Here is a 26,791-nt window from a genome sequence, read left to right as displayed (position 1 = left end):
TCCTGATACGTAGTGAAAAGAATCTGATTGACGTACACGTCAATTGTCGGATTGTAGAGCCGGGGCCCTGGAAAGTCCGGATTGACCTGCCGCCTGCCTGATCGTTCCGCAGATCACCGCAAAAAACGAACGATCGTGCTTTTTTGTGATTATAGGGGAAGTCACGCGATCGCGGACAAACGCAGGCGACTCCTTCTCGTCCGCATTAACCAACCCATTGGTCGGCTAACTCGGGTAAGCATGGAGACGACCGTAAAAGGAATTGGCCTATAGTTCCCTGTTGGGCATCTATTTCTGTTGAACAATCTTATTCCCGACCTTATAAGGAGCCAGTTGATGAACTTACGTTATGCACTCGGTGCGGTCTTTTCCGGCACGCTCATGGTCAGTGGACTGGCCTCTGCACAGACAGTGTTCAACACCTCCAGCTGGGTCCCCCCCACCCACACCATCAGCGTGGCCCAGGCCAATTGGTGCAGTGAGCTGGAGAAAGAAAGCAGCGGACGCATGAAGTGCAATGCCCTGCCCAAGGCCGTCGCGGCCCCGCCCGGCACCTTTGATGCCATCCGGGACGGCCTGGCCGACATCTCGTTCACCGTGGACGGCTACACGCCGGGACGCTTCATCAACACGCAAGTGGCGGAATTCCCTTTTCTGGGTGACAGTTCCGTGGCGACCTCGGTGGCCTACCAGCGCATCTACAGCAAATACTTCGCTCCGCTCGGTGAACACCGTGGTGTGAAGGTGCTGGGTGTGTTCACACACGGCCCCGGCATCATTTTCAACACCAAGAAACCGGTGACTTCAGCCGCCGACGCGGCCTCGCTGAAGTTCCGTATCGGGGGCGGCAACATCAATGAGCTGTCCAAGGCCATGGGCTGGAACACCACGCTCAAGCCTGCGCCCGAGTCGTTTGAACTGCTGTCCACCGGGGTGATGGACGGCACGTTCTTCCCGGACGAGTCCGTCGCTTCTTTCAAGCTCTCAATGATCAGACACGCCACGACCTTCCCTGGCGGCCTGTACAACACCAGCTTCGTCTTCATGATGAATCCGGGCAAATACGACGCGCTGTCGGCCGAAGACAAGGCCGTCGTCGACAAGATTTCGGGAGAACGCGTCGCACGGGTGTTCGGCGAAGGCTGGGACAAGGTCGACGCCGTCTCTCGCGATACCGTGCAGAAAGCACAAGGTGTGCAGCGGGTACAGGCCAGCGAGAGCTTCATCAATGAGGTGAAGGCAAAACAGGCGGCCCTTGAAGACCGATGGGCGGCGGCAGCCGAAGCAAAGGGCCTGAAAAACGCCAAGGCTGTGTTGGCCGAATTCCGTGCTGAAATCGCCAAACTGAAATAAGTTAAGGCACTCCCCAACCCCTGCTGGCACTGGCTGGCGGGGCAGCCCGAGTTGACGCTGCCCCGCCAGCCCTTTTTTTGCCAGCCCTTTCTGCTCTGACATGCAAAAGACTCTGGACCGACTGCTGTACTGGTCGACCGGCCTCATGGCCTCCATGGCATTGTTCGCCATCATGTGGCTCACGCTCATTGATGTGAGCGGGCGCAAGTTCCTGAGCAACTCGGTGCCTGGCGCGCTGGAGATCACCGAGATCCTGATGGTGATCGTCATTTTTGGCGCGCTTCCTCTGGTGTCCTGGCGCAACGAGCACGTCACATTCGACTCCTTCGACGCGTTCATTCCCGACTGGCTCAAAAACATCCAGGCACGGCTAGTGGACCTGCTGTGCGGTGCCGTGTTTGCGTTCCTGGGGTACCTGATGGTGACGCGCGGAGATCGCTTTCAGGAATACGGTGACACCACCGCATACCTCCTGCTGCCGGTCGCTCCCGTGGCTTACCTGATGGCGGCGTTGCTCTTCCTGACCGCAGCGACCCACTTCGTGCGGGCTTTCCTGAAACGCCCGCCGGGACATGGCCCGGCCTACATCGACGGGAGCGTTTCATGATCGAAGCGTTCCTGGGTTTCCTGGCCGTTTTCACGATGGCCTTCATGCGCATACCGCTGGCCGTGGCCATGACCATTTCCGGTTTTGTCGGCATGGGCCTCATGCGCGGCTGGTCACCGGCGATGGCCAGCACCAGCCAGGTGATTTTCGAGACCGGGTTCCACTACGTGCTTTCAGTCATTCCCCTGTTCGTGCTGATGGGCAACTTCGTGGCCAAGGCTGGATTGGCGCGGGAACTCTTCACTGCCGCCAATGCGTTCGTGGGACACAGGCGCGGCGGTCTGGCCATGGCCAGCATCATCGCCTCCGGTGGCTTCGGCTCCATCTGCGGCTCGTCGATTGCCACCGCTGCCACCATGTCGCGCGTCGCCTATCCCCAGATGAGGGCCCACGGCTACAAGGACACCCTGGCCACCGGCTCCATTGCATCGGGCGGCACGCTGGGCATCCTGATTCCGCCGTCCACCATTCTGGTGGTGTACGGCATCATCACGGAAACCGACATCGGCAAGCTGTTCATCGCGGGCATCCTGCCCGGTGTGGTGGCCATCGTCTGCCTGTGCATGGCCGTCGTTTTCGTGACCTGGCGCGACCCGCTGGCTGGCCCGCCTGCCGAGCGCTTTAACTGGACGCAACGCCTGAAGGCCATTCGCGGCATATGGGGCGTGGCGGTGCTGTTCGCGCTGGTGATTGGTGGCATCTACGGCGGCGTTTTCACCGCCACCGAAGGCGCGGGCGTGGGCGCGGCGGGGGCTTTCTTCTTCGCGCTGTTCAGGGGTGCACTCACGCCCCGGGTGCTGATGGATGTGCTGGTGGAAAGCACCCGCACCACGGCCATGCTGTTCGCCATCCTGATCGCGGCCATGGTGTTCACCAATTTCGTCAACTTCACCACCATGCCGGGCGACCTGCGTGACTTCGTGCTGCAGTTCAGTCCACACCCGATCATGGTGGTGGTGGTGATGATGGGCATCTACCTGGCGCTGGGCATGGTGATGGAGGAGCTGGCCATCGTGCTGCTGACCATTCCCGTGTTCTTCCCAATCATCACGGGCTTGGGCTTCGACCCGGTGTGGTTCGGCATCCTGATCGTGACGATTGTTGAAATTGGCATGATTTCCCCGCCCGTGGGCCTGAACCTGTTCGTGCTCAACTCCCTGTTGCCCGATGTGAAGCTCAGTGCCATCTACAAAGGCGTGATACCTTTCGTGATGGCCGACATCGTGCGACTGGGCATCCTGATCGCCGTGCCGTCGATCGCGCTTTGGCTACCCAGCCTGATGGGGCGTTGAACCGGCCGGTGGGTGGCCGGTAGCCTGTAGCGCAGCCAGTGCTGCGCGATCGGCTGCCGGCACATGCAGCACCCGTTGCGGGTAGGGAATCTCGATCCGGTGTTCCCGCAACGCCTTCAGAATACATCGGTTGATGAGGGAGCGCAGACCGAGCTGACCGTTCTCCGGATCACTGATCCAGTAACCCAGCGTGAACTCCAGACCGTCAGCACCGAAGGCCGACAAGGCCACCGACGGCCCTGGGTCGCGAAGCACCCGCTCCTGCGCGAGTGCTGCATCCATCAGCAACGCAATCACCAGCTCGACATCGCTGTCATAGGCCACCGAGACAATGGTCGACTGCCAGACACGGTTGTCCGCCAGCGAGAGATTTTCCACCCGATTGATGATGAGCAATTCATTGGGCACGATGGATTCACGCCCGGTGAGGCTGCGGATCACGGTGTACCTGGCATTGATGTCGGTGATACGGCCCTCGAAGCCGTCCACCCGCACGTTGTCGCCGATGCGCATGCTGCGCTCGGCCAGGATCACGAAGCCACTCACATAATTGGAAGCGAGCTTCTGCAGGCCAAAGCCAATCCCCACGCCTATCGCGCCACCCAGCACGGAAAGAGCGGTCAGATCGATGCCCACAGTCGAGAGCGCAATGATCAGGCCCACGAACATCAGCAGTGCGCGAGTGGCATTACTCACCGCCTTGCGCAGCGACAGATCGCCGCCCACGGCCTTGCGCAGCAACCGGGCCTCAATGGCCGAAGAAACCCACAGCGACAGAATGAGCACGGCTCCGGCAGTGAGCACGCCCTCCAGCAGGGTCAGCAGGCTGATCTGAGTGGAGCCGATCTTCCAGTTGATCCGGTCCATCTCGGCCAGCACCAATGGCAACAGGCCGCTCACCCACAACACCATGGCCAGCCAGGCCACCCAGGAAATGGTGCGCTCCAGCACACGCACCCACGGAGCGGTGGCGAAGGCGACCTGCAGGACCTTCACCCCCACCCGTATCACCACCAGCGACACCAGCACCGGGATCGCAACCTTGAACGCCGCCAGCGGCATCAGCTTCAACAGCCATGCACGGGCGATGTAGCCCAGCACCAGCAACAGCAGCGGAAACATCACCCCGTCCACAATGCGACGGCCGAAGGTGACGGAGGCCTCGTCTCCCTCGGCCCCGACGGCGCGGCGCAAGAGCCAGGTCAGGCCCCAGGCCAGCAACACGCAGACGGCCAGGGCAGCGAGCTCCGCCAGCACGGTGGGCTGGGTGAACCCGCTGAGCCAGAGCTCCAGGTCATCAATCGGCTTGGGACCGCCGGAAACGGCAGACGGTGCGGGCTGGGCGGGCGAAGCGGCGTCAGAGTTGGGGGTCATGTCGAAAGCGGAAATAGGATCTCAGCGGCGCCAGCTCGGTGCACGTTTGTCGATGAAGGCCTGAACGCCCTCCTGCGCCACGGGATGGGCCATGTTGCACGCCATGGTCTGTCCGGCCAGTTGATAGGCAGACTCCACACCCGTTTCCAGTTGCCGGTAAAACAGGGCCTTGCCCATGGCCAGCGCTTCTTTTGGCTTGTCCAGCAGCCGCACCAGCAAACGCTCAACTTCGGCGTCCAGCTCTTCGGCAGCCACCACCCGGTTGACCAGCCCGCGCGCGCGCGCTTCGTCGGCATCGATGAATTCACCCGTCAGCAGCATTTCCATCGCTTGTTTGGGCAACAGGTTGCGCGACAGCGCCACACCAGGCGTGGCACAGAACAGCCCCACATCGATGCCGTTCACCCCGAAGCGCGCTTCGTGCGCAGCCACCGCCAGGTCGCACTGGGCCACCAGCTGGCAGCCTGCCGCCGTGGCCAGCCCCTGAACGCGCGCCACCACCGGCACCTCCAGCCGGCGGATCGCCAGCATCACGCGGGTGCATCGCGCAAACAAGGCCTGGTAATAGGCCTGGTCAGGCTGGGCGCGCATCTCCTTGAGATCATGTCCCGCACAGAAGGCCTTGCCGGCGGCGCCAATGACCACGGCACGGGCCTGATCGTCGGCGGCCACCCCATCCAGCCCGTGTTGCAGGGCCGCCAGCATGGCTTCGCTCAGTACATTGAAGCTGCGGGGTGTGTTCAAGGTGAAACGATGCACGCCGCGCGCATCGCGCTCATGCAACATCACGGAATCGGTGGGATCGGCGTTCATGTGGTCTCAGTCAACAGCTGGGCTGAACATTGTCAGGGATTCCCGCGCAGCAAAGCATCGCCACGGGCGAGAGCATAAGATACTGGACTTCCGTCATCCGGAACCGCTCACCCACGCCCCTCGTCCTGAACCACCCGTTTGCGCATGAATCCGCCCGCCAGCCGCCCCGTCCGTTCCCAGTACGAAGACTTCATGCGCCATGTGTTCACCACTGGCGTGCAGAAAACCGACCGCACCGGCACCGGGACCACCAGCGTGTTCGGACATCAAATGCGCTTCAACCTGCAGGAAGGCTTTCCCCTGATCACCACCAAGAAGGTGTTCCTGAAGGCCATCATCGTCGAGTTGCTGTGGTTCCTGCGCGGCGACAGCAACGTGAAATGGCTGCAGGAACGCGGCTGCACCATCTGGGACGAATGGGCGCGTGAAGACGGCGACCTGGGACCTGTGTACGGCGTGCAGTGGCGCAGCTGGCCCACGCCAGAAGGCGGCCACATCGACCAGATCACCGACGTGATGCAGACGCTCAAGTCCAACCCGGATTCCCGCCGCATCATCGTGAGCGCCTGGAACGTGGCCGAGCTTTCCAAGATGGCCCTCCTGCCCTGTCACGCCTTCTTCCAGTTCTACGTGGCGCCACCTCAGAATCCGGGCGAACGCGGCAAGCTGAGCTGTCAGCTGTACCAGCGCAGCGCCGACATTTTTCTGGGCGTGCCCTTCAACATCGCCAGCTACGCCCTGCTCACCCACATGGTGGCGCAACAGTGCGATCTCGATGTGGGCGACTTCATCTGGACCGGCGGCGACTGCCACATCTACAGCAACCACCACGAGCAGGTAGAGCTCCAACTGAGTCGCCAGCCGTTCGCCTACCCGACCCTGCACATCAAACGCCGACCCGATTCCATCTTCGACTACCAGTACGAGGACTTCGAGGTGCAAGGCTACGAGTGCCATCCCGCCATCAAGGCACCCGTGGCGGTTTGATGCCGGCCGAGACAGCTTCGACCGCATGATTTCGCGCCGCCAGCTCTGGGGATTGCTGGCCCTCACCCTCATGTGGGGTGTCAACTGGCCCATGATGAAGCTGTCGCTGCAGCAACTCACCCCACTGTATTTCCGGGCGATCACCATGTGCCTGGGTGCCGTGTGCCTGTTGGCCTACATGGCCACCCGCGGCGAGCGCTTACGCCCCACAGGCAAGGAACTGCTTGCCATCACGGTGCTGGGCGTGCCCAACATACTGGGCTGGCACACGCTCTCGATCTTCGGCGTTCAGGAACTGGCCTCCGGAAGGGCCGCCATCCTGGGCTTCACCATGCCGATCTTCACGGTGTTGATCGGCGCCATGTTCTTTGGTGAACGCATCACACCCCGCGTGCGGGTGGCGGTGGTGGCGGCCGGGATCGCGGTGGGCCTGCTGCTCTGGCACGAACTGCAGCGCATGACCGGGCGCCCGGCCGGCGTGGCCTGGATGCTCGCTGCGGCGATTTCCTGGGCTATCGGCACCTTGATGTTCCGTCGCGCCCACCTGACCCTGTCGGCCCTGGTGGTCACGGTCTGGATGCTGCTGCTTGGCAGTCTGGCCGTCTGGATACTGGCCATTGCGCTGGAACCCGTGCCGGCCCCGGCATCGTTCACATCGGCCATGTGGATCAGCCTGGCCTACGGTGTGTTCATTAACTACGGTGCTGCTCAGCTGATCTGGTTCGGCATGGCGCGAGACTTGCCGCCAGCCACCAGCGCCATGAGCGTCATGGCCATTCCGTTGGTGGGCACGCTCAGCGCCACGGCGCTGGTGGGCGAGGTGCCGCACTGGCAGGACTGGATCGCCATGGGCTTCGTGATGATCGCTATCGCCAGCGTCCTATGGCCTGCCCGTCGGGCAAACACGCCCATCACTGCACAATAACCCCATGTCCACGGAAACCACCCGCCTGCACCTGATCTTCGCGCGCGCCGCCAATGGCGTGATCGGCAAGGACAATGCCCTGCCCTGGCACTTGCCGGAAGACATGGCGCACTTCAAGCGCACCACCCTGGGCTGCCCGGTGATCATGGGGCGAAAGACCTGGGATTCGCTGCCACCCAGGTTCCGCCCCCTGCCGGGTCGGCTCAACATCGTCGTCTCGCGCAACGCGAGCTGGCAGGCCGATGGTGCATTGCGCGCGGCCTCGCTCGCAGATGCATTGGCGCTGTGCCCGCCAGACGCAGACGCCTGGGTGATCGGCGGCGCCCAGATCTATGCAGCCGCCCTGCCTCTGGCCCAAACGGCCGTGGTCACGGAGATTGCGCGAGAATTCGAGGGCGACGCCTACGCGCCCGCGTTCGGTCCCGCCTGGCACGAAGTCGCACGCGAGAGCCACACCGGATCCAATGGTCTGCCCTACGCCTTCGTCACCTACACTCAGGAGCGCTGAAACCATGCAACTTGCCACATGGAACATCAACTCCCTCAGCGTGCGCCTGCCCCAGGTGCTGGACTGGCTGGTGGCCAACCCTGTCGATGCGCTGGGTCTGCAAGAGCTCAAACTGGTGGACGAGAAGTTTCCCTTCGCCGCGCTGCGGGAAGCGGGCTATCACGCGGAGTGCTTTGGTCAGAAAACCTACAACGGCGTGGCGATCCTGAGCCGCTCGCCGCTGCGCGACGTGGCGCGAAACATTCCCGGGCACGGCGACGAACAGTCACGCGTGATCGCCGCCACGTTGGACACTCCCGACGGTCCACTCCGCCTGGTGAACTGCTACTTCGTCAACGGGCAGGTGCCCGGCAGCGAAAAGTTCACCTACAAACTGGGCTGGCTGGATGCCTTGCTCCGGTGGATCGGTGAAGAGCTGAAAGCCCATCCCCGGCTGGTCCTGATGGGCGATTTCAACGTGGCTCCGGAAGACCGCGACTCCTTCGATCCGGTGGGTTTGAAGGACACCATCCACCACACGGTCGAAGAGCGGTCCCACTTTCAGGCGTTGCTCCAGCTTGGCCTCACCGACGCCTACCGCCTGTTCGAACAACCCGAAAAGAGCTATTCGTGGTGGGACTACCGCATGCTGGGCTTTCAGAAAAACCGCGGCCTGCGTATCGACCATATCCTCGTGAGCGATGCGCTGCGCGACAAAGTGACCGCCTGCACCATTGACCGCGCACCCCGCAAGAACCCACAACCCAGCGACCATGCGCCGGTGGTGGTGACACTGAGCTGATCGCGGACCGATCCGGCGCCGGGCCGCCCCCAGCAAGGTCAGCCCCCTCGGGGGGCAGCGACTCGCAAAGCGGCGGAGCGCGGGGGCTCCATCCGATCCGGCGCCGGGCCGCCCCAAGCCGGATCAGCCCCCTCGGGGGGGCAGCGACCCGCGCAGCGGCGGAGCGTGGGGGCTCCACTATTCCAGGTGCAATTCCTGGATCTTGCGCGTGATCGTATTGCGGCCAATGCCCAGTTTCTGGGCGGCCTCGATGCGCCGCCCACGCGTGTTGAGCAACGCGGTCTGGATCAGTCTCGTTTCAAATCGCCGCGTGAGCACGTCCCACACGTCGGTGCGGCCGTCCTCCAGCAGGGTCAGGGCCTCCGCCTGCAACCCGGCTTCCCAGGAATTCGGTTGATCCGCCACAGAAGGGGCCGCGAGCACGGCACCGCCAATGGGCGCGTCGTCTTCCGGCGCCTCGCGCAACCCCTTCTCGGTCGCAGCCCACTCGCTCACGTCGGGCACCTCGGTCGAGCGCGACACAGCCTCCACAGGCGCTCTCGCAGCGGCCACACCGTCAGCCCCGGCCGCCAGCAACACCTCCGGAGGCAGGTCCTTGAGCTCAATCATCTGCGCTGGCGCCATCACGGTCAGCCAGTGGCACACGTTTTCGAGCTGGCGCACGTTGCCCGGAAAGTCGAATGTGCCCAGCAGCTTGAGCGCCGATTCCGAAATGCGCTTGGGCTCGACACCCAGCTGTTTTGCGCTTTGCTGAAGGAAGAAGCGCGTCAGCATGGGCACGTCTTCGCGTCGCTCACGGAGCGCAGGCAGGCGCAAGCGGATCACATTGAGACGGTGAAAGAGATCTTCGCGGAACACGCCTTCCTTGACGCGCTGCTCCAGGTTCTGGTGGGTGGCAGCGATCACACGCACATTGGCCCGCACGGCGCTGTGGCCGCCCACACGGTAGAAGTGCCCATCAGACAACACCCGCAGAAGACGCGTCTGCAGGTCGAACGGCATGTCGCCAATTTCATCAAGAAACAGCGTGCCGCCGTCGGCCTGCTCGAAGCGGCCTCGGCGCATGGTTTGCGCGCCGGTGAAGGCGCCGCGCTCATGACCGAAGAGTTCAGACTCCAGCAGGTCTTTCGGGATGGCTGCGGTGTTGATGGCCACAAAAGGACCGCCAGCGCGGGGCGAATGCTTGTGCAGCGCACGCGCCACCAATTCCTTGCCGGATCCGGATTCGCCGGTGATCAGCACCGTCACCTGGCTCTGGCTCAGGCGACCGATGGCGCGGAACACGTCCTGCATGGCCGGTGCCTGACCCAGCATTTCCGGCGCGGCCGCCATGCGCTCTTCGGCCACCTCTTCGCGCTGACTTTCTTCCACCGCGCGGTGGATGAGTTCCACTGCCTTGGGAAGATCGAAAGGTTTGGGCAGGTACTCGAAGGCGCCGCCTTGAAAAGCCGACACCGCGCTGTCGAGATCAGAAAACGCGGTCATGATGATCACCGGCAGGCCGGGGAGCATCTCCTTGACCTTCTCCAGCAGCTCCAGCCCGGACCCGCCGGGCATGCGGATGTCACTGACCAGAATCTGAGGTCCCTCAGCTTCAGGCGTGTCTGCCAGGGCGCTCAGCACTTCCTGGGGGTTGGTGAAGCTGCGGGTCGGCAGGTTTTCGCGCAACAGCGCCTTTTCAAGCACGAAGCGGATCGATTGGTCGTCGTCCACTATCCAGATCGGCTTCATTTGTGGGTCATCCCTTCGTGCGGCGAGGCAGTGTGATTCAAATTTCAAGGCAACGGAATCAGGATCTTGAAGTCCGTCTTCCCCGGCACACTTTCACACTCGATCAAGCCATGGTGCTGCTGGACAAAGGTCTGTGCCAATGTGAGTCCAAGACCAGATCCGCCATCACGCCCAGAAACCAATGGGAAAAAAATGCGGTCCTTGATCGAGTCCGGTACGCCGGGTCCGTTATCGATCACATGCAATTCCAGTGCCAGCTTGTAGCGCTGCTTGCCAAAGGTCACCTGCCGACCCACACGCGTTTTGAAAGTGATCTCTCCTTCGCCTGAAGCAATGCTTGCAGACAAGGCATGCGCCGCGTTGTGAGCAATGTTGAGCACCGCCTGGATGAGTTGCTCGCGATCGCCGCGAAACTCGGGAATCGACGCGTCGTAGTCGCGCAGCACCCTCAGCCCCTTTGGAAACTCGGCCAGGATCAACGAACGAACACGCTCGCAGACCTCATGGATGTTCACATCGCCCACCACGTGCGGCCGCCGGTGTGGCGCCAGCAGGCGATCAACCAGCGACTGCAGGCGATCAGCCTCGTGGATGATGACCTGGGTGTACTCGATCAACTCCTTGGACTCCAAGTCCATCTGAAGCAATTGCGCTGCACCGCGAATGCCCCCGAGCGGGTTCTTGATTTCGTGCGCGAGGTTGCGGATCAACTCCTTGTTGGCTTGCGCCTGATCGAGCAAACGCTCCTCTCGCTCCTGGCGCGTCTGCTGCTCCAGCGGCAGCAATTCGACGATGACCTCGCCTGGTGTCTCGGTCTGCGCCACCACCACATGCACAGGCAGAGGCTCGTGATTGGTGCGCTTGAGGAACGCGTCGTAACGAAGAGCGGCAAATTCATTGCCTCGCGCGCCAGACAGCGCGCTTTCAAGCAATGCGGGATCGTTAAAACACGCCTGTAGCGGGGTCCCTGTGATGCTGCGCCGTGACATGCCCAGCGCATCCTCCAGCGCCGCATTGGCATACAGCACGTCGCCATTGGAAGACACCACCGCCACCAGCGTCGCCAGCATGTCAAGCGACTGAAAGCGCTGTGCTGCGGGTATCAGCAGTTCGGTGAGTTTGCGTTTGGCAACAGATCCAGGCCGTGCCAACAGATCGGGGGGGAACTTCGAAGGCGTCTTCCGTCCGTTCATTGGTTCGACGGAGGTGTCGAGCCGTTCGCCGCGGGCAGGCGCCCCAGTTCCCGGCGAATGCCCGCCACATCGCTCTCTGCACGCCCCACGGCCTCCTTGAGTTCGGCCACCCGGTCAAGGTAACGCTGGTGATTGCGACCCTCGATACCCTGCTTCTCGGGCTCGCCACCGGCGTAGGCTTTCCGGGCCTCCGCCAGCCGTTCTTCGGCACGCCTGAGTTCTGTCTCCAGAATGGCGCGCGCGTCGCTGTCGCGTGCACGCTGTGCCGCCGAATCCACACGTTCGGCGGCTGCGGGTGATCGACGGGCCGCCGCAGGGTTGGCTGCCTGAGGTTTGATCCCTTCGATGACCGTGATGTTGCCGCCCTGCATGAGCGCGCAGCCTCTGCTTCGCGCCTGTTCGGCGTTGTTGATGTATTCGACAGGCGTGCCGGGGCAACGGTAGACGCGGTCCTGCGCTTGAACCTGGGTCAGGCCAAGCCCCGCCATGAAGACGGCCATCCAGCGAATCGTTGATGTGGGTGTCGAGTTCAAATGCACTGTTTACTCCGTGGACACAGGTTGCGCGGCGGCACCTGCTCGCCTGTCAAACCAATGGCAGTATGAACCAAAAGCCCCCCAAAAGTGCCCGGATCGCTGCTTCGGCGCGACGGATCGCGTCTGTGGCGCGACGAATCGTCAGACTGAACGAAAAAGGGACGCTTGGTGGCGTCCCTTTTTTGATCCATTGTCTGTATGTGAAGTGAACCTCCTGCTGCGGCCTGGTTTGCACCAGGCGCAGGCATCACAGGCTGTAATACATGTCGAATTCGACCGGGTGTGGCGCCATGCGGAAACGCGTCACCTCGGCCGACTTCAGCTCGATGTAGGCGTCGAGCATGGAGTCGGTGAACACGCCACCCTTGGTCAGGAACTCGCGGTCCTTGTCCAGGTACTCCAGCGCCTGGTCCAGGCTGTGGCACACGGTCGGCACCAGCTTGTCTTCCTCGGGTGGCAGGTGGTACAGGTCTTTGGAAGCAGCCTCGCCGGGATGGATCTTGTTTTCCACGCCATCCAGACCCGCCATCATCAGTGCCGAGAAAGCAAGGTAAGGGTTGGCCGATGGATCTGGGAAGCGCGCCTCGATGCGACGGCCCTTGGGGTTGGCCACATAAGGGATGCGGATGGACGCTGAACGGTTGCGAGCCGAATAGGCCAGCTTCACCGGAGCCTCGAAGCCAGGCACCAGGCGCTTGTACGAGTTCGTGCCCGGGTTGGTGATGGCATTCAGGGCGCGGGCGTGCTTGATGATGCCGCCGATGTAGTACAGCGCGAAGTCGCTCAGGCCCGCGTAGCCGTCGCCAGCGAACAGGTTCTTGCCATCTTTCCAGATCGACTGGTGAACGTGCATGCCGGAGCCGTTGTCGCCTGCGTAGGGCTTGGGCATGAAGGTCGCGGTCTTGCCGTAGGCATTGGCCACGTTCCACACCACATACTTGAGCACCTGGGTCCAGTCGGCGCGCTCAACCAGCGTGCTGAACTTGGTACCGATTTCGTTTTGGCCAGCGCCCGCCACTTCGTGATGGAACACCTCGACCGGAATGCCCAGCGACTCAAGGATCAAGGACATTTCAGCGCGCATGTCTTGCATGCTGTCCACCGGCGGCACGGGGAAATAGCCACCCTTCACGGTGGGACGGTGGCCGCGGTTCCCGCCTTCGAGCTTGGCGCCGCTGTTCCACGGGGCTTCGTACTCTTCGATTTCGTACATCACGCGGCCGGGCTCGTTACTCCAGCGCACGCCGTCGAAAATGAAGAATTCCGGCTCTGGTCCGAAGAAGGCGGTATCGCCCAAGCCGGAGGCCTTGAGGTACGCCTCGGCACGCTTGGCGATGGAACGGGGATCGCGGTCGTAGGCCTTGCCATCGCCCGGCTCGATCACATCGCATTGGATGAACAGGGTGGTCTCTTCAAAGAAGGGATCGATGTTGGCGGTATTGGGGTCGGGCATGAGTTGCATGTCCGATGCTTCAATCCCCTTCCAGCCTGCCACGGAAGAACCATCAAAAGCGTGGCCCGAGGTGAACTTGTCTTCGTCGAAGTGGGACACAGGCACGGTCACGTGCTGTTCCTTGCCCCGGGTGTCGGTGAAACGCAAGTCAACGAACTTGACTTCGTTGTCTTTCACCATTTGCATCACGTCTGCGACGGTCTTGGCCATCAAATACTCCTGTAGCTGGGTGGGTGAGTGGAAAGGAAAAGTCGATGCTTATAAGCAGTATCTGTGCCAAATGGTGACCGACGCCCTCAGACGGCCTCGACAAGCTTCGCCGGAATTATGGCGCAGCCATGCATCAAAACGGTTCAAACCCGCATCTCGCACCATCTGGATCGCGCAGGTGCACGCAAGCCGACCGGAAATGCACCGCATTGGCACTTTTTATATTCATTCGCGTCCAGATGCACTGTTTTTGTGCATCTATGATCGCACCATTTCGGGGCCCAATGATGCACGGTGGAGATGAAGCCCGGCGAGCAAATCGGCAAAAGCAGCGCCCACGGCGGCTGTTTCGCCTTTCACACCCAGCTCGATATGGCGACCGTATTCCGGGTGGTCCACGCTGGGCAAGCTGAACACCTTGACCGCATGCTGGCGTTCGATCTGTTCCATCAAGGGTGTCAATGCAGCCTCCATGGCACCGAAGACGATGACCGAACGCTCCTGCCTCTCGCCCGGTCGCTGGATGTGCTGGTACTCGTTGTCCAGCACCCACTCGATCATGGGCCAGGCCATCACCGGAAAACCAGGCAAAAAGTGCACGCGACTGCCAGAGGTGCCCGAACAGCTGAACCCAGGGATGCGGTTGTAGGGGTTGGGAATGATGTCGCAGCCCACAGGAAACACCCCCATGTTCAGGCGATGCACATTGTCTGGATGCTCCGCATCAAATGCCTTGCCCTGCTCTGCTGCCACCTCCCGCATGCGCTCGAAGATCAGATCTCTGGCAACGGGGTGCAGCGCTAACGGCGTACCCAGCGCCGCGGCGGCGCACTGTCGGGTGTGATCATCCGGCGTCGCACCAATGCCTCCGCAGCAGAAAACAGCATCGCCGCTGCCCAATGCATCGCGCAGCACCGCCGTGATCCGCAGCGGGTCGTCGCCCACGCAGCGCGACCACGCCAACCCCTGCCCTCTGGCCGCCAGCAGCTCAATGACCTTGGGCAGGTGCTTGTCGCTGCGTTTGCCAGACAGGATTTCATCGCCGATGATGATCAGGCCAAAGGCGGGTGATGGTGAGGTGGGTTCGCTCATGAATGGGTCCCTTGTTGACCTGGGGCTGGCAAGGTGTACGGCTCATATGCGGTGACGGCATCTTCTGGCGGCACCGGCCGTCCGCTCAAGGCGTACCGGGGTTCCGGGTCAAGCACCGCGATGGGCGGCGTGGCCCGCAGGCGCTCCAGGACGCTGAGCAGGTAGTGGGCAAACCAGAGAGAGGCGAACGCAAAAACCAAGGTGTAGATCCAGATCGCCATCGGCACAAGCACTGGCGCCATCGCAATGAACATCGCGCCCGAAGCCCACAACAAGCTGGGGGCAGCACCCAGATACCCGGTGAGCACGCCCATCAGAAAAAGGCTCGTGCGATGCTCTTTGAGAATGACCTTGCGTTCCTCGCGGCTGGCATGCGCAGCCAGGGCATCGAACGAAAAAACCCGGTAGGTCAACCAACCCCAGATCAGGGGCGGGAGTATCAACACCAGCGGAGGAATGAGCCAGAGCGGCATCGAAAGAACCAGCGCCATCACGGCCAACAAGGTCGATCCGAGTGACCAGAAAACGCTCACCAACAGGGATCCGCCATGCTTGCGCTCCAGGCGAGTGAACCTGCGCCGCCCCACCAGCTCCACCATGGCAGGTGTCATGAACATCGCCACCAACAACAGGCACATCAGCACGATCACCGGGGTGGCCAGGATCAACACCAGCAAAGGGGCAAAAACTGCGCGCAGAGGCCCCATGCCGATGCCGTCCATCCATCCCAGAAAGGTCTGCACCCACACAAGCCCGTCCAGCCAGGCCGTGACCATGGCAACCGCGTTCTCCCAAAAAAAATAGCCCAGGACAAAAGAGAACAGCACCATCAGGAGCAATGGAAGCACAGAAAGCGCGATGACGCGCGGGTGCGCGCAGTAAGCGACAGCACGCCAGAACGAATCAAAAAGCAAACGCATGCTGCGAAGAATACAACCAATACTTCGCGCGCGAATGCGCCGCCCAGGCTCCCAAGCGGGCCCTGGGAAGTGGACCACGCCACGCCGTGCTGCACGCTAGGATGCACCCATGATGAACCGAATCGAGATTTCTGGCGTCTGCCTGGAAGTGACAGCGATCCCAGGCCCGAGAGAGCGTGCGCCCCTCGTCTTTCTCCACGAAGGCCTCGGAAGTGTGTCCATGTGGACCCAACGTGGTCGGGATTGGCCCTCGGAACTGTGCGCAAGCACGGGTCGTCCGGGTTGGGTGTATTCAAGGCGCGGCTACGGCCAGTCTGATCCCGTGCCCGATGTTCGCGGCGAACCGGGATGGGACGGCTTCTGGCACACCGGCCGCCACGAGCCGGACTACATGCATCTGGAGGCATGGCACGTGCTTCCCGCCCTGCTCCAGAAGCTGGAGTTGCACAAGCCTGTGCTCGTTGGGCACTCCGACGGCGCCACCATCGCCCTCCTCCATGCGAGTCGCCAGCCCGTGACAGCCTGTGTTGCCATCGCTCCGCACGTCATGGTGGAAGACATGGCCATCACAGCCATTGCACGCGCAAAGGAGCTTTTTGAAGAGCCGATACCCGACAAGCCGGGACTCCGCCAGCGCCTGGCGAAGCACCATGCCGACGTCGACAACGCGTTCTGGCAATGGAACGATGTCTGGCTCAGCCAGGCGTTCAGGCAATTCGACATCAGGACCACCTGCCACACCATCACCGCGCCCTTGCTGCTGGTTCAAGGCGATAGCGACGAATACGGCACCCTTCAGCAATTGCAGTGGGTGCAGGAGGCTGCGTCACATGCCCGCCAGGTTGTGATCAAAGACTGCGGCCACTCCCCTCACAAAGACCAGCCAGATACCCTCACGGCCTCGGTGGTTTCGTTTCTCACGGGACTGCCCTGAGCTGATGCCCGACGGGGCCGCCCATCCGAAGATCCAGTCTGGGCAGGAGGCGTCAGGTTGAGCCCCTGAAATCTGACGTCGCCCACGAGCCACAGGGCACTCCGATGAATGCATTTAGGCAAAAATCGCCAAAGAATGCACACTAAGGTGTGGCAATAAAACCCAAATACCGTCCACCAACGACCTATCTGTCTACACTTTGATACAACTCGCCCTCCGCACGATCAGATGATTGAATGGCACAACCCTTGGCTGCTCGCAGCCCTCGCTCCGCTCCTGATGGCGCTGGGAGCGTGGCTGCATCGCACCTGGGTGGCGCGCACGGCCCGGAACCAGCGCCGCATTCCCAAGCATTGGCCGCTCAGCACGCGCGCATTGACCAACAGCGAAGAAGCCAGGGTCTGGCATTGGCTGTCCCGTACGTTCTATGACCATCATGTGATGGTGAAACTGCCCGTCACCCGGTTCACCCTGCCAAGGGACCGGGAACAGGGCATGCACTGGTACCGGTTGCTGGGCAGTGTCTACTGCACCTTCACCATTTGCCAGCCAGATGGCAGGGTGGTGGGGTGCCTGGACGTGCCGGGCTCCGCAGGTCTTCCCCGGAGCACCCGCATGCTCAAGCACTCCCTTCTGACCCAGTGCGGCCTGCCGTACTGGGTGGTCCGGTCCAACAACCTGCCTTCGGTGGTTGAGATCCGTGCTGAATTTCTGGGGGAATCACCCACCATCCAGGCCATGCGTGAGCGCGAGCAGGAAGAGCGGGCCATCATCGCAGCGCAGGCGAACCTGCGCACGGCTCTGACGCGCCAGCGAAGCAGCCGGAACAGCGACTTCAGCCCGGTGTCCAACTGGTCCAACAGCACCACCGGCGGCATCCGCAGCGACTTTCATTCGCAGTGGCAAGACGAAAACTCTTTTCTCATGCCACTGGACAGCCGCAAGGGTGACCTGCTCTGATCTCTCAGGGCGCCGCCCCAGCCACGAGCCCCCGCGGTCTCACCTGACCTTCTGCGTCAGCGTCTCGATTTCATTGCGCGTCAGCCAGCGCCACTGTCCCTCCGGCAACGAATCCGAAAGTGCCAAGGGGCCGATGGCCGACCGGTGCAATGCCTCCACCCGGTTGCCCACCGCCGCGATCATCCGCTTGACCTGATGGTATTTGCCCTCGGTCAGCGTCATTCGGAGAAGGTGCTCACTGACGGCTGTGCAGGCCTGGGCGCGTACCGGCTTGGGATCGTCATCCAGCACCACCCCCTCCAGCAGGCGAGTGGTCATGCGATCGTCGAGCGGGTGCTTGACCTGCGCCTCATACACCTTGGGCACGTGATGCCGGGGCGACGTCATCCGGTGGATGAACTTGCCATCATCCGACAACAGCAACAACCCAGTGGTGTCTTGGTCAAGCCTGCCGACGGCCTGCACGCCCGCCGCAGCGCTCCCCCCACGCTGGCGCAAAGGTCCTGGCAACAGGGTGTACACGCTGGGGTAGGTGCCCGGCTTCTGCGAGCACTCAAAACCCGAAGGCTTGTGGAGCATCAGATAGGCCCGTTCCTGGTAAACCCACCGAACGCCCTGAACCCAAAATACAAGGTCTTCGGTCGGAAGAAGTGCCAGTGGATCGGTACACGCCTCCTTCGCCTCTCCCACCGCAACAAACCCCTGCTGAACCAGTCCACAGCAGATCCGTCGCGTGCCGAAACCTTGTGAAAACAATATGTCTTGCAACTGCATCATCGTGATGGAATTGTCGCTGCTCAGGCGGATGTGTCATCTGGTTCGGCGAAAATAAGAGGTTGATTGGCGCCCTGCCATCCGCATCTGATTCCAAATGAAAAAAAGACTCAAGTCATGGCTACCCAAGCCGGAGACACTGCTTCAGAACCGCTGGCTGAGGTGGATGGGTCCTGCGCTACGGCACCCGAGACTGTGGCACTTCAGCCGCAAGGGCATCTCCCTTGGCTTGGCCCTGGGCATCTTTTTCGGCCTGCTCATTCCTGTTGCCCAGATACCTTTTTCTGCCACCCTGGCCGTGATTCTGCGGGCCAACCTCCCGATGGCGGTGGCCAGTACGCTGGTCACCAATCCCGTGACCTTTGGCCCTGTTTACTACGGCGCCTACCGACTCGGCAAAGCGGTGCTGGGTGAGCCACCAGTTTCTGAAGAAGAGGCCATGAGGGTGCTCGAAGATGCCCAAGTCGAACCGCCAGAGATCACCGGATTGTCCGACCGTGCGGCCTACTGGGCCGAGCACCTCCGCACGGTTGGCAAGCCTTTGGTCGTGGGTTTGGCCATCGTGGCAAGTGCGAGCGGAATCGCCGTGTATTTCCTGGCCAGTGGCTTGTGGGTACTGAGGACACGATGGAACAGAAACAAGCGACTTCGCGACCGCGCAGCTCGCCTGCCGTCTCAACCACAGCCTGCAGAACGCAAACCCTGACGCCTGCACGCTGGTAGCGCCGCGGTGGGTGGCTGTCGTGGCAAATAAAAAGGGCCCGGAGACAATCCGGGCCCTGGTGCTGGGGTCTACTGAATGAACGTCCAGAACCCGCATGAACGCTAACTTTTGCTAAGGTTCAATTTCATTTGTTCCCCCCTTTGTTCCCCACAGACTGGCGACCTAGCCTTGCTCAGTTGAGAATTTTTGCTTTTTCAGAGTCGTATTCCTGCTGCGTCAACGCGCCACTGTCCAACAGTTTCTTGAGCCTTTCGAGCTGGGTGAGGCGATCTTGTTGTGGTGCCGTCTCTGCTCGGTCTGCTGCCTTCACCGGATGGCACTCAAAAACAAGCTCAGCGCGGGGAAAGTTTCCGAGGATATGAGGCGGTACTGATCTGCGCCACTTCACCGCGCGAACGACGGAGCCCTTGTGCTCGCAAAACTTCGCCGCGTTGTGCTCCACATCTTCCACGACACCAGACAAGGGCACGAACCCTGTTGCGCCTTGCTCAAAGATGCGGAATTGCTCCATGCCCGGAGTGAGAGAGGCAACCTCCAGCTCCTCTCCCTTAAAGACCGCATCTGCAAAGCCGGACTCACTGGAACCAGGCGAGATTACGGGGGACACAGCGCAGCCAAACAGCGCCGCAGCGGCAAAAACAGAAAACCAAGAGCGAAACACGAAAGCCCTTCACTTGGCAATTTGCCAACTCAGTTAGTGAGCTAGGTCACGAAAACTGCTAGCGACTTGCGACAAAGACCGCCAGACAAGTGTAGCTGGCTATACTCGTACATCGTGTTACGAATTCGGCTTTGATCTGCTTAATATTTCTTAGCCGCTTCCCAGACCACGGCAGGAAAGGGGTGCCTGACTACACCCACATCAGGAGACACGACAGTGAAGAAATTACTAGTGGCAGCGACTGCAGCAATTTTGCTTGCAGCCTGTGGCGGCGGCAGTGATGGTCCAGTTGATAAGCCTTTGAACAGTTTGTGGACCAACACAGATACCGGCGCCACCCTTGATATGCAAGCGCTGCAGCTAGGTCAAAGCCTCACCGTTGCACTGTTTCCCCCCAGCGCAGTTCGTTGTCTGTGCACGTTGACGGTCATTGGCTCGCAAACCTCGGGCTCCTTTGCCATTACTGGTTGCATCGTTTCACCGTATGACGCAAGGACGAACAATCAATGTACCGCGTTAAACACAACCGGGAACTACAGCAAGTCGACTGACGTGCTGACTCTGACAACACCTAACGGCGCAAGCAATTACAGATGATGTGAATTTTCCGGCCGCGTCCGTGGCTAGCGTTTTGCATAAACCCGCTTCGGCGGGTTTTTTCTTTGGGAGATACCTTGAGCACCAACGATTGAACTAGGCCAATAGAAGGCGAGCCATCAAGCTACTCAGTGCCTCCTCCCGAAGCTGTTCGCAGTCCATTACACCCGCCAAGATGTGTTTATAGGTACGCTGCCGCATACCCTTAGGTCGGCGCCAGTGATCACCCAAAAGAGCTGACAACCGCGATTGCTTGCGCCACAGCCGGTCCATCTCATCTTCTGACTGAGAGGCATATGCAATGCGCTGACAGGTTCGGCAGGCAAACCGCCCCCACCGAAGATACAACAGCGCCACGCGCCGCCCACAGCGAGGGCAGGCGAACCATTGTCTCGCGCCACCATAAGGGCATGCAGTCATCGGCAGTTCGACCCTTTGCGCAACGTCGCGCCGTTCGCCGTTTTCGGTCACGGTGTAACGCAGCGTCAAATGGTTGGGCGAACTAACCGATACCCCGATAGATCCCGCCGGTTCAGTGCCACACCGCCAGGACCAGGTAAACGTGGCTGCCCTTTTCAAATAGCCGCGCCGCGCCCACTCCCTTACATCAATGCGCTGCATGTTCTCAGCTTTGGCGCGCGTGGCTGGCCTGCCAGCTCCCCAACGGGAACCGCCCCTGCTCATGTCGCCGCCTCCACTGAATACGAAATCAATTGTCTAAGTGCCTTTTTCGGAGACCGGTACGCGCGCGCGCGCGAGGCCGCTAGGTGTTTGGCCCCGTCAGCAGAGCAGAAGCAGACCGAGAGAGACAGAACAGAGAATGGCTTCTCTATAAAGCTGTCCATCTCTGAAACATCGAAACCGGCGGAAATGGCGTCTGCAAGTCCATCTGCGAATCGTACAAAGACATGTGCGCCCCTTGATGGTTTCAGCGGTGGACTTGCAGCGCCTCTCATGGTTTCAGCCGTGGACAAAGCTTTGCGTTTTTTCATCTGGCTGCCGTCCCCCATTGGGTAATGTCCAGTCTCGCTTGGGCTTTGCATTGGGCATGGGCAAAGGTGTGTCAATTCGATAGGCCTTGGCTTTGAAACAGTGCAATGCTTCGGGGTCGAATTTTGGCGATACGTCCAGCGGAAACCAGGTCAAGGCGAGCAGTTCACAGGTGGACGGCATGTGACCTTTGCGGGTCACGTACACAAAGCCAGCTTTGATCAGCTCTGACTTACAGCGCCAGAGCGTTGTTCTGGATCGCCAGCCGCGTTTGCTCACCACCGACCATGCCACCGTCAGATTGCCGTTGTTGTCCCCCCGGTATTGCCCGGCCAACTCAAGTAGCAGCTTACAGGCATGAGGGCTAAGTCCGACAAAGGCCGGAGATTCGAACACGCTGCGCACGATGCCCACGAATGGCTCGGCGTACTTGGTTCCCTTGTACCGCGCGTTACCCCCCGCCATCACCCGTCCCCAGCACCCCCGCAAGGAACATCGTTGCAGCCTCCAGGGTCGCCAACGGTTGCACCGTGCCAAGTCGCATTGCGTAATACAGCGCCTGCCCGTCTATCGCCGGGTCTCCCTTGATCAACACGTACCCCAGCAAAGCAAACTGCGCCGCCAGCGTAGCAAAGGCCTTGCCCTCCCGTTCGGCCGTTGGTGTTTCAAGATCGTTTGTCTGGTTCATGGCTGGCCCTCAAGAACGTACAACCCGACCCGGTGTTTGTCACCCGATTCGGTTTCCACGGTCTGCCAATGGGTTGCGATTTTGTAGCCCTGTTTGCGCAATTGCAGAATTCGTGCGGGGCAGTGATACACATCCAGGTAGCGCATGGCTTCAAACGTGGTCACGGAATAGCGCGACAGCGCCTCCAACAACCGCGCGCGTTGCGAACTGCTAGCATTGCCCTTAAACTCGGTTCGGATCATTTCCAGGGCTGCTTTCTTTTCGGGGGAGGTGGCCTTTTCTTTTGTCATGGCTTTTCCCCCTCACACCGTGGCTAGGTCTGCGCGCTTCGCGTGCAAACGACTCACCAACTCCCGAATCTCAGCCTCTGATTTCCCGGCGATACGTGCGGCATTGATCGCCTGCACTTCGCTATCAGGCCAGCCTACCGCACGCTCCCCAATAGGCACCGGCTTAGTGAACAGCCCCACCCGAATCGCGTTGTAGATGCTCGCATGTGAACGGTGCCCCGTCTCAGCCTTGACGGCTGGGAGTCTCAAGATCGCCATATTTGCCCTTTACTGTATGTCGGTGGATTTCGACATGGGCAATTTACTGATCGAGGGCTACGATGAATAGACTAGATTATTCCGAAATATGTCGGACCAATCGATGGGAATAACAAGTCAATGGTTCGGAACCATTGACATCTTTCCCCACAGGCTAACGGCGGCCAGCGGGAAGACCATCTGCTCGCAATATCGAAGCTATAGCCCTTGCCTTGTCTTTTGCAACGCCGCGCTCTTGCATCAACCAATCCGCCACCATTTCATTTGTTGGTGCGGTCGAGGTGTCACTTGGGTCATAGAGTGTCCAGAATCTATGAGCTGCAGCCTCAAGATGCGCCAGTTGCGCGGTGTGATGACCTCCCCAGGGCCAATGCTGAGTGCTCACCGTTCTTTCGTTGACCGGGTCTTTTTGGGCAAGATGCAACCCATATTCTCTCACTCGATCGAAAGTCCAAAGTGTGGTTTTGTAAATCCATTCCTGCTTTCGATGCACTCGGTAGATGATTCCAAATAAGGCAGCCACACCCATTAGAAGAATCCCGAACTGCATCATTCCGAAGATTGCTAGGTTTCCGAGCACTTCAGCGTTGAATTTAGTTGGATCCACAACCCCATAAAATCGTTTGTAGAAGGAGAACAGAACTATTGCAGTTCCTGCAATATATAGCCCCCATCCTCCGATTTCCCACAAGTGTTTTTCTACAGCCGCTATAACACGCCCCAACAGCGGTTCATCTGATTTCTCTACTTCTAGGTTCAAAATGGGCCTCGATTAGCTGCACCGACTAGAAACCAGGACCAACGGGTCGGAGAGTCCCGCGTTTCACTCCCGGGCATGGCCGGGGCTAGGCATGGCGTCAAACCTTCAAGCTCGTTTCATAAGAATGACATCGGCACCAGCGGCAAGGAGGTCCATGTAGTCCGCCCATCGCTGCATCATGTCCGCCCGCTGTTTGATGTACTGCGTGCGGTTGTAGGCCCGTCCGTTCGCGTCCTTAACCGAGTGCGCCAGTTGGGCCTCGATCACAAGCGGGTCACACTCAAGTCGCTCCGCCAGCATCGTGCGCGCCGTTGCCCGGAAGCCGTGCCAGGTTTGCACGTCCGGGGTGTAGCCAAGCGTGATCAAGGCTGTTCTTACCGAGTTTTCAGATATGGGCCGATCGTGGCTGCGCTCACCGGGAAACACGTTCATGCCGTGGCCTGTGTAGCCACGCAAACCCCGCAAAATTTCCACCGCCTGACGTGGCAAGGGCACCAAGTGCGGATCGCCGTTTTCTTTCCCGTCTTTGCTGCGCTTCATGCGCGCCGCCGGAATCGTCCAGAGGGCCGCGTCCAGGTCGATCTCTGCCCACGTTGCACCGCGTAGCTCACCGGGCCTCTGAAATAGCATGGGAGCCAGTTGCAGCGCAGCCCGAACTATTGGCCCGCCCTTGTAAGCCCGAATAGCCCGGATCAACTCCCCCAGCTTGGCCGGTTCCGTGGTCGCAGCAAAGTGAGTGCCACGGTAAGGCATGAGAGCCCCCTTCAGGTCGCCGGTAATGTCGCGCCCTACCCGGCCCGTCGCCACCCCATACCTCCAAATCTGCCGCGCCAACATCAGGCCCCGGTCTGCTGTTTCGACTGCTCCACGCTCCTCCACCTTGCGAAGTGTTGCCAACAGTTCAACGGGTTCTATGTCGATCAAGCGCCGCTCACCGATCCAGGGGAACAGATCCCGCTCAAGCTGGCGTTTTGATCTCTGCGCATGGGCCTCACTCCATTGGCCCGCCTGTTTGTCGAACCACTCCAAGGCCACCGCCTTGAATGTGTCGCCCGCCGGGTTGGTCGACTTGAGTTTTTTCAACTTGCGGGCCTGCCCCAAGTCGACGCCATCCGCCCTTTGGCTCTTCGCAGCATCGCGGGCCATGCGTGCCGCTTTCAAAGTCACCGTGGGATAGCTGCCCAAGGCCACGCGGGAATCGCTGGCACCCTTGCGAAACTTCCAGAACCAGCGGCGTGAACGGTTCGGACTCACCTCCAGGTAAAGCCCCCCGGAATCGGTTAGGCGCACCCGCTTTTTTTCTGGTGGGCAGATAGCGTTTTTGCAGTCGATGTCGGTCAGCATGAGGTAGCGTGGTTGAAGTCTGTTCCCCACCGCGACCATGAGGCTTGACCCCACAATACGCTGATGTTCCCCACAAAGTGTGGGGTAACAGGCTTTGTTCCCCGCATTGTTCCCCACACTGAAACTGACTGTCAATAGCGGTCTTTGTATGTCGCTGCACGCTAGGTCTTTGATTTTCCAAAGAAAAAGGCCGCTAGGTGTATGTTCCTAGCGGCCTTTGTCACAGGTTATGGTGGAGCTGGGGGGATTTGAACCCCCGTCCGCAAGCCTTATCCGAGCAGTTCTACATGTGTAGCCATCTGATTTGATTCTCGCTTCCCGCATCGCGCAGTGGCACGCTATACAAGACGCCAGCAACCTTGGATCTCATTGCGCGCCAAGTTACCCGACGCACAACCAGCCTATTGAATTATCTTTGCAGCCTGGACCCCGCCGGCTTGCGCCGTAAGGACCCTTGCCCAGCCCATAGGCCTGCTGTTGCAAAGCTCACTGGCAATTAAGCAGCGAGTGCGAAACGTTCGTCGTTTGCAGTTAGTTTTTTTCTGCGGATTTACGAGGTGACAGAACCTCGACATGCCCTGCTGCGTGTCCGAACCCACGTCGAAACCAGTGCAGCCCCTGAAGTGAGTAGTTTAAGGCAAAGCGATTAATTTCAAGAGCTCAAGTGGATGGTTCACTTCCGCGTGCGCTCCCCAGGCGGAAACCGTCGACACATCCCCCACGTAGCCGTACCTGGCAGCGACGGTGTGCATGCCTGCCGCCCTGCCTGCAACAATGTCTCGCTCGTCATCACCCATATACATGCACTGACCGGGGCGCAATGCCAAGCGCCGTGCGGCTTCAAGCAGTGGTTCTGGGTGTGGTTTGGAGAAAGGCGTGGTGTCCCCGCCGACAATCGCACCCGCGCTCGCGAACATGGCCATGGCGGCCGTGATGGGCTGGGCGAAACGTTCTGCTTTGTTGGTCACCACGCCCCAGCGCAGGCCCCTCTCGGTCAAAGCCTCTACCAACTCCGCGGCCTCGGCAAAGGGACGTGTGCGTTCAAGCATGCATGACTCATACAGCGTCAAAAATTCAGCCTTCAGGTCTTCATAGTCCGGGTCACCCGGGGCCGACTCGAGCGCCACGCGCAGCATGCCTCGCGCTCCAGAACCTGCATGCGGCCGATAGCGATCTATCGGTAGCGATGGCAAGCCTCTGCGAGTTCGCATCAGATCGGCCGCAGCGCCAAGATCGGGCGCACTGTCGATGAGAGTTCCATCAAGATCAAACAGGATCGCCTTGATGCCTTCAACAGGTTTGAAAATCATGGCCTGCGGGTGGCCACCATGTAGTTGACGCTGGTGTCGGCACTGAGCCAGTAGCGCCTTGTCAACGGGTTGTACTCCAAACCGCGTGTGTGCTCGAGTTCAAGACCGGCTTCGCGGCAATACCTGGCCAACTCGTGCGGTCGTATCAGCTTGGCATACTCGTGCGTCCCCTTGGGCAGCATGCCCAATACATACTCCGCGCCCACGATAGCAAAAAGGAACGATTTGGGGCTTCGATTGATGGTGGAGAAGAAGACCCATCCGCCCGGCTTGACCAGCGCATGACACGCCCTGACCACCGACGACGGATCAGGCACGTGTTCCAGCATTTCCATGCATGTCACCACATCAAACGAACCAGGGCGATCCCGCGCGAGATCCTCGGCACTGATCTCTTCGTAGCTCACATTGGGCGTCGCTGCTTCAAGCGCGTGCAGTTGCGCAACGCCCAAGGCTTTGGAGGACAAATCGATCCCGGTGACCTTGGCCCCTTTGCGAGCCATGGAATCAGCAAGAATGCCGCCGCCACAACCCACATCAAGAACCTGCTTTTCTCCGATGTCCGCAAGCCCCTCAATCCAGGCCAGGCGCAACGGGTTGATCTGGTGCAATGGGCGAAATTCGCTTTCGGTATCCCACCAACGGTGCGCGAGATCAGAAAATTTGGCCAGTTCGGCAGGGTCGGCGTTGATGTTTGGATTCATGGGTCGATTATCGTCAGGACAC

The 26,791-nt window shown here is 60.4% G+C and carries 29 protein-coding genes and 1 other RNA gene; 11 read left to right on the top strand and 19 right to left on the bottom strand.

Going from position 1 to position 26,791, the window contains the following annotated elements; all coding sequences use genetic code 11:
• The first annotated feature begins 336 nt into the window (after window positions 1-336).
• The 3 genes from J2W49_RS06020 to J2W49_RS06010 all read left to right on the top strand — a co-directional run bounded on the left by J2W49_RS06020 (window position 337) and on the right by J2W49_RS06010 (window position 3,252).
• On the top strand, window positions 337-1,353 hold the full coding sequence (locus tag J2W49_RS06020; RefSeq protein WP_310312950.1) for a TRAP transporter substrate-binding protein: 1,017 nt from the start codon (window positions 337-339) through the stop codon (window positions 1,351-1,353).
• A gap of 100 nt (window positions 1,354-1,453) precedes the next feature.
• On the top strand, window positions 1,454-1,960 hold the full coding sequence (locus tag J2W49_RS06015) for a TRAP transporter small permease (RefSeq protein WP_310312945.1): 507 nt from the start codon (window positions 1,454-1,456) through the stop codon (window positions 1,958-1,960).
• A complete protein-coding gene (locus J2W49_RS06010; protein ID WP_310312942.1) occupies window positions 1,957-3,252 on the top strand; it encodes a TRAP transporter large permease in 1,296 nt (431 codons plus the stop codon). Before J2W49_RS06015 ends, J2W49_RS06010 begins: the two co-directional genes overlap by 4 nt.
• Here J2W49_RS06010 and J2W49_RS06005 read toward each other — a convergent pair.
• Window positions 3,229-4,626 (bottom strand): mechanosensitive ion channel family protein, encoded by a 1,398-nt coding sequence (locus J2W49_RS06005; protein WP_310312939.1) that lies wholly within the window; start codon window positions 4,624-4,626, stop codon window positions 3,229-3,231. The genes J2W49_RS06010 and J2W49_RS06005 overlap by 24 nt on opposite strands.
• Before the next feature lie 21 nt (window positions 4,627-4,647).
• Window positions 4,648-5,439 carry an enoyl-CoA hydratase gene (locus J2W49_RS06000; RefSeq protein ID WP_310312938.1) on the bottom strand — a complete coding sequence of 264 codons (792 nt, stop codon included), beginning with the start codon at window positions 5,437-5,439 and terminating at the stop codon, window positions 4,648-4,650.
• 144 nt (window positions 5,440-5,583) lie between these two features.
• Between J2W49_RS06000 and J2W49_RS05995 the strand changes: the two genes are divergently transcribed.
• The 4 genes from J2W49_RS05995 to xth are packed head-to-tail and all read left to right on the top strand — an operon-like array spanning window position 5,584 to window position 8,640.
• Window positions 5,584-6,426, top strand: coding sequence for a thymidylate synthase (locus J2W49_RS05995; protein ID WP_310312935.1), 843 nt, complete (start codon window positions 5,584-5,586; stop codon window positions 6,424-6,426).
• Window positions 6,427-6,451: 25 nt separating this feature from the next.
• Window positions 6,452-7,351 carry a DMT family transporter gene (locus J2W49_RS05990; protein ID WP_310312932.1) on the top strand — a complete coding sequence of 300 codons (900 nt, stop codon included), beginning with the start codon at window positions 6,452-6,454 and terminating at the stop codon, window positions 7,349-7,351.
• Between the two features lie 4 nt (window positions 7,352-7,355).
• On the top strand, window positions 7,356-7,859 hold the full coding sequence (locus J2W49_RS05985; RefSeq protein WP_310312929.1) for a dihydrofolate reductase: 504 nt from the start codon (window positions 7,356-7,358) through the stop codon (window positions 7,857-7,859).
• A 4-nt stretch (window positions 7,860-7,863) separates the two neighbouring features.
• Window positions 7,864-8,640, top strand: coding sequence for an exodeoxyribonuclease III (gene xth / locus J2W49_RS05980; protein ID WP_310312926.1), 777 nt, complete (start codon window positions 7,864-7,866; stop codon window positions 8,638-8,640).
• Window positions 8,641-8,817: 177 nt separating this feature from the next.
• Here the strand turns inward: xth and ntrC are convergent, their stop codons facing one another.
• From ntrC to J2W49_RS05950, 6 genes are all read right to left on the bottom strand, one after another.
• Window positions 8,818-10,371 (bottom strand): nitrogen regulation protein NR(I), encoded by a 1,554-nt coding sequence (gene ntrC, locus J2W49_RS05975; protein ID WP_310312923.1) that lies wholly within the window; start codon window positions 10,369-10,371, stop codon window positions 8,818-8,820.
• A 44-nt stretch (window positions 10,372-10,415) separates the two neighbouring features.
• Window positions 10,416-11,441, bottom strand: a complete 1,026-nt coding sequence (gene glnL, locus J2W49_RS05970) for a nitrogen regulation protein NR(II) (RefSeq protein WP_310313779.1) — start codon at window positions 11,439-11,441, stop codon at window positions 10,416-10,418.
• Between the two features lie 119 nt (window positions 11,442-11,560).
• On the bottom strand, window positions 11,561-12,064 hold the full coding sequence (locus J2W49_RS05965) for a hypothetical protein (protein ID WP_310313776.1): 504 nt from the start codon (window positions 12,062-12,064) through the stop codon (window positions 11,561-11,563).
• Window positions 12,065-12,347: 283 nt separating this feature from the next.
• A complete protein-coding gene (gene glnA, locus J2W49_RS05960) occupies window positions 12,348-13,763 on the bottom strand; it encodes a type I glutamate--ammonia ligase (RefSeq protein WP_310312921.1) in 1,416 nt (471 codons plus the stop codon).
• A 258-nt stretch (window positions 13,764-14,021) separates the two neighbouring features.
• Complete coding sequence (locus J2W49_RS05955) at window positions 14,022-14,855, bottom strand: competence/damage-inducible protein A (RefSeq protein ID WP_310312918.1); 834 nt, start codon at window positions 14,853-14,855, stop codon at window positions 14,022-14,024.
• On the bottom strand, window positions 14,852-15,775 hold the full coding sequence (locus tag J2W49_RS05950) for an EI24 domain-containing protein (protein ID WP_310312915.1): 924 nt from the start codon (window positions 15,773-15,775) through the stop codon (window positions 14,852-14,854). The genes J2W49_RS05955 and J2W49_RS05950 overlap by 4 nt, the downstream gene beginning before the upstream one ends.
• A gap of 109 nt (window positions 15,776-15,884) precedes the next feature.
• Here J2W49_RS05950 and J2W49_RS05945 point away from each other — a divergent pair, with 109 nt between their 5' ends.
• Window positions 15,885-16,709 (top strand): alpha/beta fold hydrolase, encoded by an 825-nt coding sequence (locus J2W49_RS05945; protein ID WP_310312912.1) that lies wholly within the window; start codon window positions 15,885-15,887, stop codon window positions 16,707-16,709.
• Window positions 16,710-16,937: 228 nt separating this feature from the next.
• Complete coding sequence (locus J2W49_RS05940) at window positions 16,938-17,669, top strand: hypothetical protein (protein ID WP_310312911.1); 732 nt, start codon at window positions 16,938-16,940, stop codon at window positions 17,667-17,669.
• 39 nt (window positions 17,670-17,708) lie between these two features.
• On the opposite strand, the gene J2W49_RS05935 is transcribed toward J2W49_RS05940, so the two are convergent.
• Window positions 17,709-18,443, bottom strand: coding sequence for a 16S rRNA pseudouridine(516) synthase (locus tag J2W49_RS05935; RefSeq protein WP_310313774.1), 735 nt, complete (start codon window positions 18,441-18,443; stop codon window positions 17,709-17,711).
• A gap of 97 nt (window positions 18,444-18,540) precedes the next feature.
• On the opposite strand from J2W49_RS05935, the gene J2W49_RS05930 reads away from it, so the two are divergent.
• A complete protein-coding gene (locus J2W49_RS05930) occupies window positions 18,541-19,149 on the top strand; it encodes a DUF2062 domain-containing protein (RefSeq protein WP_310312908.1) in 609 nt (202 codons plus the stop codon).
• Window positions 19,150-19,339: 190 nt separating this feature from the next.
• Here the strand turns inward: J2W49_RS05930 and J2W49_RS05925 are convergent, their stop codons facing one another.
• Window positions 19,340-19,828, bottom strand: a complete 489-nt coding sequence (locus J2W49_RS05925) for an SHOCT domain-containing protein (RefSeq protein WP_310312905.1) — start codon at window positions 19,826-19,828, stop codon at window positions 19,340-19,342.
• A 216-nt stretch (window positions 19,829-20,044) separates the two neighbouring features.
• Between J2W49_RS05925 and J2W49_RS05920 the strand changes: the two genes are divergently transcribed.
• Window positions 20,045-20,425 carry a hypothetical protein gene (locus tag J2W49_RS05920; RefSeq protein ID WP_310312902.1) on the top strand — a complete coding sequence of 127 codons (381 nt, stop codon included), beginning with the start codon at window positions 20,045-20,047 and terminating at the stop codon, window positions 20,423-20,425.
• Between the two features lie 960 nt (window positions 20,426-21,385).
• Here J2W49_RS05920 and J2W49_RS05915 read toward each other — a convergent pair.
• The 9 genes from J2W49_RS05915 to ubiG all read right to left on the bottom strand — a co-directional run bounded on the left by J2W49_RS05915 (window position 21,386) and on the right by ubiG (window position 26,769).
• Complete coding sequence (locus J2W49_RS05915) at window positions 21,386-21,829, bottom strand: hypothetical protein (RefSeq protein ID WP_310312899.1); 444 nt, start codon at window positions 21,827-21,829, stop codon at window positions 21,386-21,388.
• Between the two features lie 37 nt (window positions 21,830-21,866).
• Window positions 21,867-22,103: a hypothetical protein gene (locus J2W49_RS05910; protein ID WP_310312896.1), complete on the bottom strand. Its 237-nt coding sequence runs from the start codon at window positions 22,101-22,103 to the stop codon at window positions 21,867-21,869.
• Window positions 22,100-22,393, bottom strand: a complete 294-nt coding sequence (locus tag J2W49_RS05905; RefSeq protein WP_310312893.1) for a helix-turn-helix domain-containing protein — start codon at window positions 22,391-22,393, stop codon at window positions 22,100-22,102. The genes J2W49_RS05910 and J2W49_RS05905 overlap by 4 nt, the downstream gene beginning before the upstream one ends.
• Before the next feature lie 12 nt (window positions 22,394-22,405).
• On the bottom strand, window positions 22,406-22,651 hold the full coding sequence (locus J2W49_RS05900) for a helix-turn-helix transcriptional regulator (protein ID WP_310312890.1): 246 nt from the start codon (window positions 22,649-22,651) through the stop codon (window positions 22,406-22,408).
• A 154-nt stretch (window positions 22,652-22,805) separates the two neighbouring features.
• The gene (locus J2W49_RS05895) at window positions 22,806-23,411 is read right to left on the bottom strand and encodes a hypothetical protein (RefSeq protein ID WP_310312888.1); all 606 of its coding nucleotides are present in this window, start codon (window positions 23,409-23,411) and stop codon (window positions 22,806-22,808) included.
• Window positions 23,412-23,516: 105 nt separating this feature from the next.
• Window positions 23,517-24,755 carry a tyrosine-type recombinase/integrase gene (locus tag J2W49_RS05890; protein WP_310312884.1) on the bottom strand — a complete coding sequence of 413 codons (1,239 nt, stop codon included), beginning with the start codon at window positions 24,753-24,755 and terminating at the stop codon, window positions 23,517-23,519.
• A gap of 230 nt (window positions 24,756-24,985) precedes the next feature.
• Window positions 24,986-25,374, bottom strand: a transfer-messenger RNA (tmRNA) gene (ssrA, locus tag J2W49_RS05885).
• 13 nt (window positions 25,375-25,387) lie between these two features.
• Window positions 25,388-26,065, bottom strand: coding sequence for an HAD-IA family hydrolase (locus J2W49_RS05880; protein WP_310312881.1), 678 nt, complete (start codon window positions 26,063-26,065; stop codon window positions 25,388-25,390).
• A complete protein-coding gene (ubiG, locus tag J2W49_RS05875) occupies window positions 26,062-26,769 on the bottom strand; it encodes a bifunctional 2-polyprenyl-6-hydroxyphenol methylase/3-demethylubiquinol 3-O-methyltransferase UbiG (RefSeq protein WP_310312878.1) in 708 nt (235 codons plus the stop codon). Before ubiG ends, J2W49_RS05880 begins: the two co-directional genes overlap by 4 nt.
• Between the last annotated feature and the right edge of the window lie 22 nt (window positions 26,770-26,791).

The sequence above is a fragment of the Hydrogenophaga palleronii genome, assembly GCF_031457455.1.
Classification (GTDB): Bacteria; Pseudomonadota; Gammaproteobacteria; order Burkholderiales; family Burkholderiaceae_C; genus Hydrogenophaga; species Hydrogenophaga palleronii_A.
Note: the sequence above shows the minus strand (reverse complement) of the source record. Positions and strands in the feature narration are given on the sequence as shown.

Excerpts from the sequence above, each read along its gene's own strand:
- J2W49_RS06020 (WP_310312950.1), top strand. The coding sequence starts at position 337 with ATGAACTTACGTTATGCACTCGGTGCGGTCTTTTCCGGCACGCTCATG.
- J2W49_RS06015 (WP_310312945.1), top strand. The coding sequence starts at position 1,454 with ATGCAAAAGACTCTGGACCGACTGCTGTACTGGTCGACCGGCCTCATG.
- J2W49_RS06010 (WP_310312942.1), top strand. The coding sequence starts at position 1,957 with ATGATCGAAGCGTTCCTGGGTTTCCTGGCCGTTTTCACGATGGCCTTC.
- J2W49_RS06005 (WP_310312939.1), bottom strand. The coding sequence starts at position 4,626 with ATGACCCCCAACTCTGACGCCGCTTCGCCCGCCCAGCCCGCACCGTCT.
- J2W49_RS06000 (WP_310312938.1), bottom strand. The coding sequence starts at position 5,439 with ATGAACGCCGATCCCACCGATTCCGTGATGTTGCATGAGCGCGATGCG.
- J2W49_RS05995 (WP_310312935.1), top strand. The coding sequence starts at position 5,584 with ATGAATCCGCCCGCCAGCCGCCCCGTCCGTTCCCAGTACGAAGACTTC.
- J2W49_RS05990 (WP_310312932.1), top strand. The coding sequence starts at position 6,452 with ATGATTTCGCGCCGCCAGCTCTGGGGATTGCTGGCCCTCACCCTCATG.
- J2W49_RS05985 (WP_310312929.1), top strand. The coding sequence starts at position 7,356 with ATGTCCACGGAAACCACCCGCCTGCACCTGATCTTCGCGCGCGCCGCC.
- xth (WP_310312926.1), top strand. The coding sequence starts at position 7,864 with ATGCAACTTGCCACATGGAACATCAACTCCCTCAGCGTGCGCCTGCCC.
- ntrC (WP_310312923.1), bottom strand. The coding sequence starts at position 10,371 with ATGAAGCCGATCTGGATAGTGGACGACGACCAATCGATCCGCTTCGTG.
- glnL (WP_310313779.1), bottom strand. The coding sequence starts at position 11,441 with ATGCTGGCGACGCTGGTGGCGGTGGTGTCTTCCAATGGCGACGTGCTG.
- J2W49_RS05965 (WP_310313776.1), bottom strand. The coding sequence starts at position 12,064 with ATGGCCGTCTTCATGGCGGGGCTTGGCCTGACCCAGGTTCAAGCGCAG.
- glnA (WP_310312921.1), bottom strand. The coding sequence starts at position 13,763 with ATGGCCAAGACCGTCGCAGACGTGATGCAAATGGTGAAAGACAACGAA.
- J2W49_RS05955 (WP_310312918.1), bottom strand. The coding sequence starts at position 14,855 with ATGAGCGAACCCACCTCACCATCACCCGCCTTTGGCCTGATCATCATC.
- J2W49_RS05950 (WP_310312915.1), bottom strand. The coding sequence starts at position 15,775 with ATGCGTTTGCTTTTTGATTCGTTCTGGCGTGCTGTCGCTTACTGCGCG.
- J2W49_RS05945 (WP_310312912.1), top strand. The coding sequence starts at position 15,885 with ATGATGAACCGAATCGAGATTTCTGGCGTCTGCCTGGAAGTGACAGCG.
- J2W49_RS05940 (WP_310312911.1), top strand. The coding sequence starts at position 16,938 with ATGATTGAATGGCACAACCCTTGGCTGCTCGCAGCCCTCGCTCCGCTC.
- J2W49_RS05935 (WP_310313774.1), bottom strand. The coding sequence starts at position 18,443 with ATGCAGTTGCAAGACATATTGTTTTCACAAGGTTTCGGCACGCGACGG.
- J2W49_RS05930 (WP_310312908.1), top strand. The coding sequence starts at position 18,541 with ATGAAAAAAAGACTCAAGTCATGGCTACCCAAGCCGGAGACACTGCTT.
- J2W49_RS05910 (WP_310312896.1), bottom strand. The coding sequence starts at position 22,103 with ATGAACCAGACAAACGATCTTGAAACACCAACGGCCGAACGGGAGGGC.
- J2W49_RS05905 (WP_310312893.1), bottom strand. The coding sequence starts at position 22,393 with ATGACAAAAGAAAAGGCCACCTCCCCCGAAAAGAAAGCAGCCCTGGAA.
- J2W49_RS05900 (WP_310312890.1), bottom strand. The coding sequence starts at position 22,651 with ATGGCGATCTTGAGACTCCCAGCCGTCAAGGCTGAGACGGGGCACCGT.
- J2W49_RS05890 (WP_310312884.1), bottom strand. The coding sequence starts at position 24,755 with ATGCTGACCGACATCGACTGCAAAAACGCTATCTGCCCACCAGAAAAA.
- J2W49_RS05880 (WP_310312881.1), bottom strand. The coding sequence starts at position 26,065 with ATGATTTTCAAACCTGTTGAAGGCATCAAGGCGATCCTGTTTGATCTT.
- ubiG (WP_310312878.1), bottom strand. The coding sequence starts at position 26,769 with ATGAATCCAAACATCAACGCCGACCCTGCCGAACTGGCCAAATTTTCT.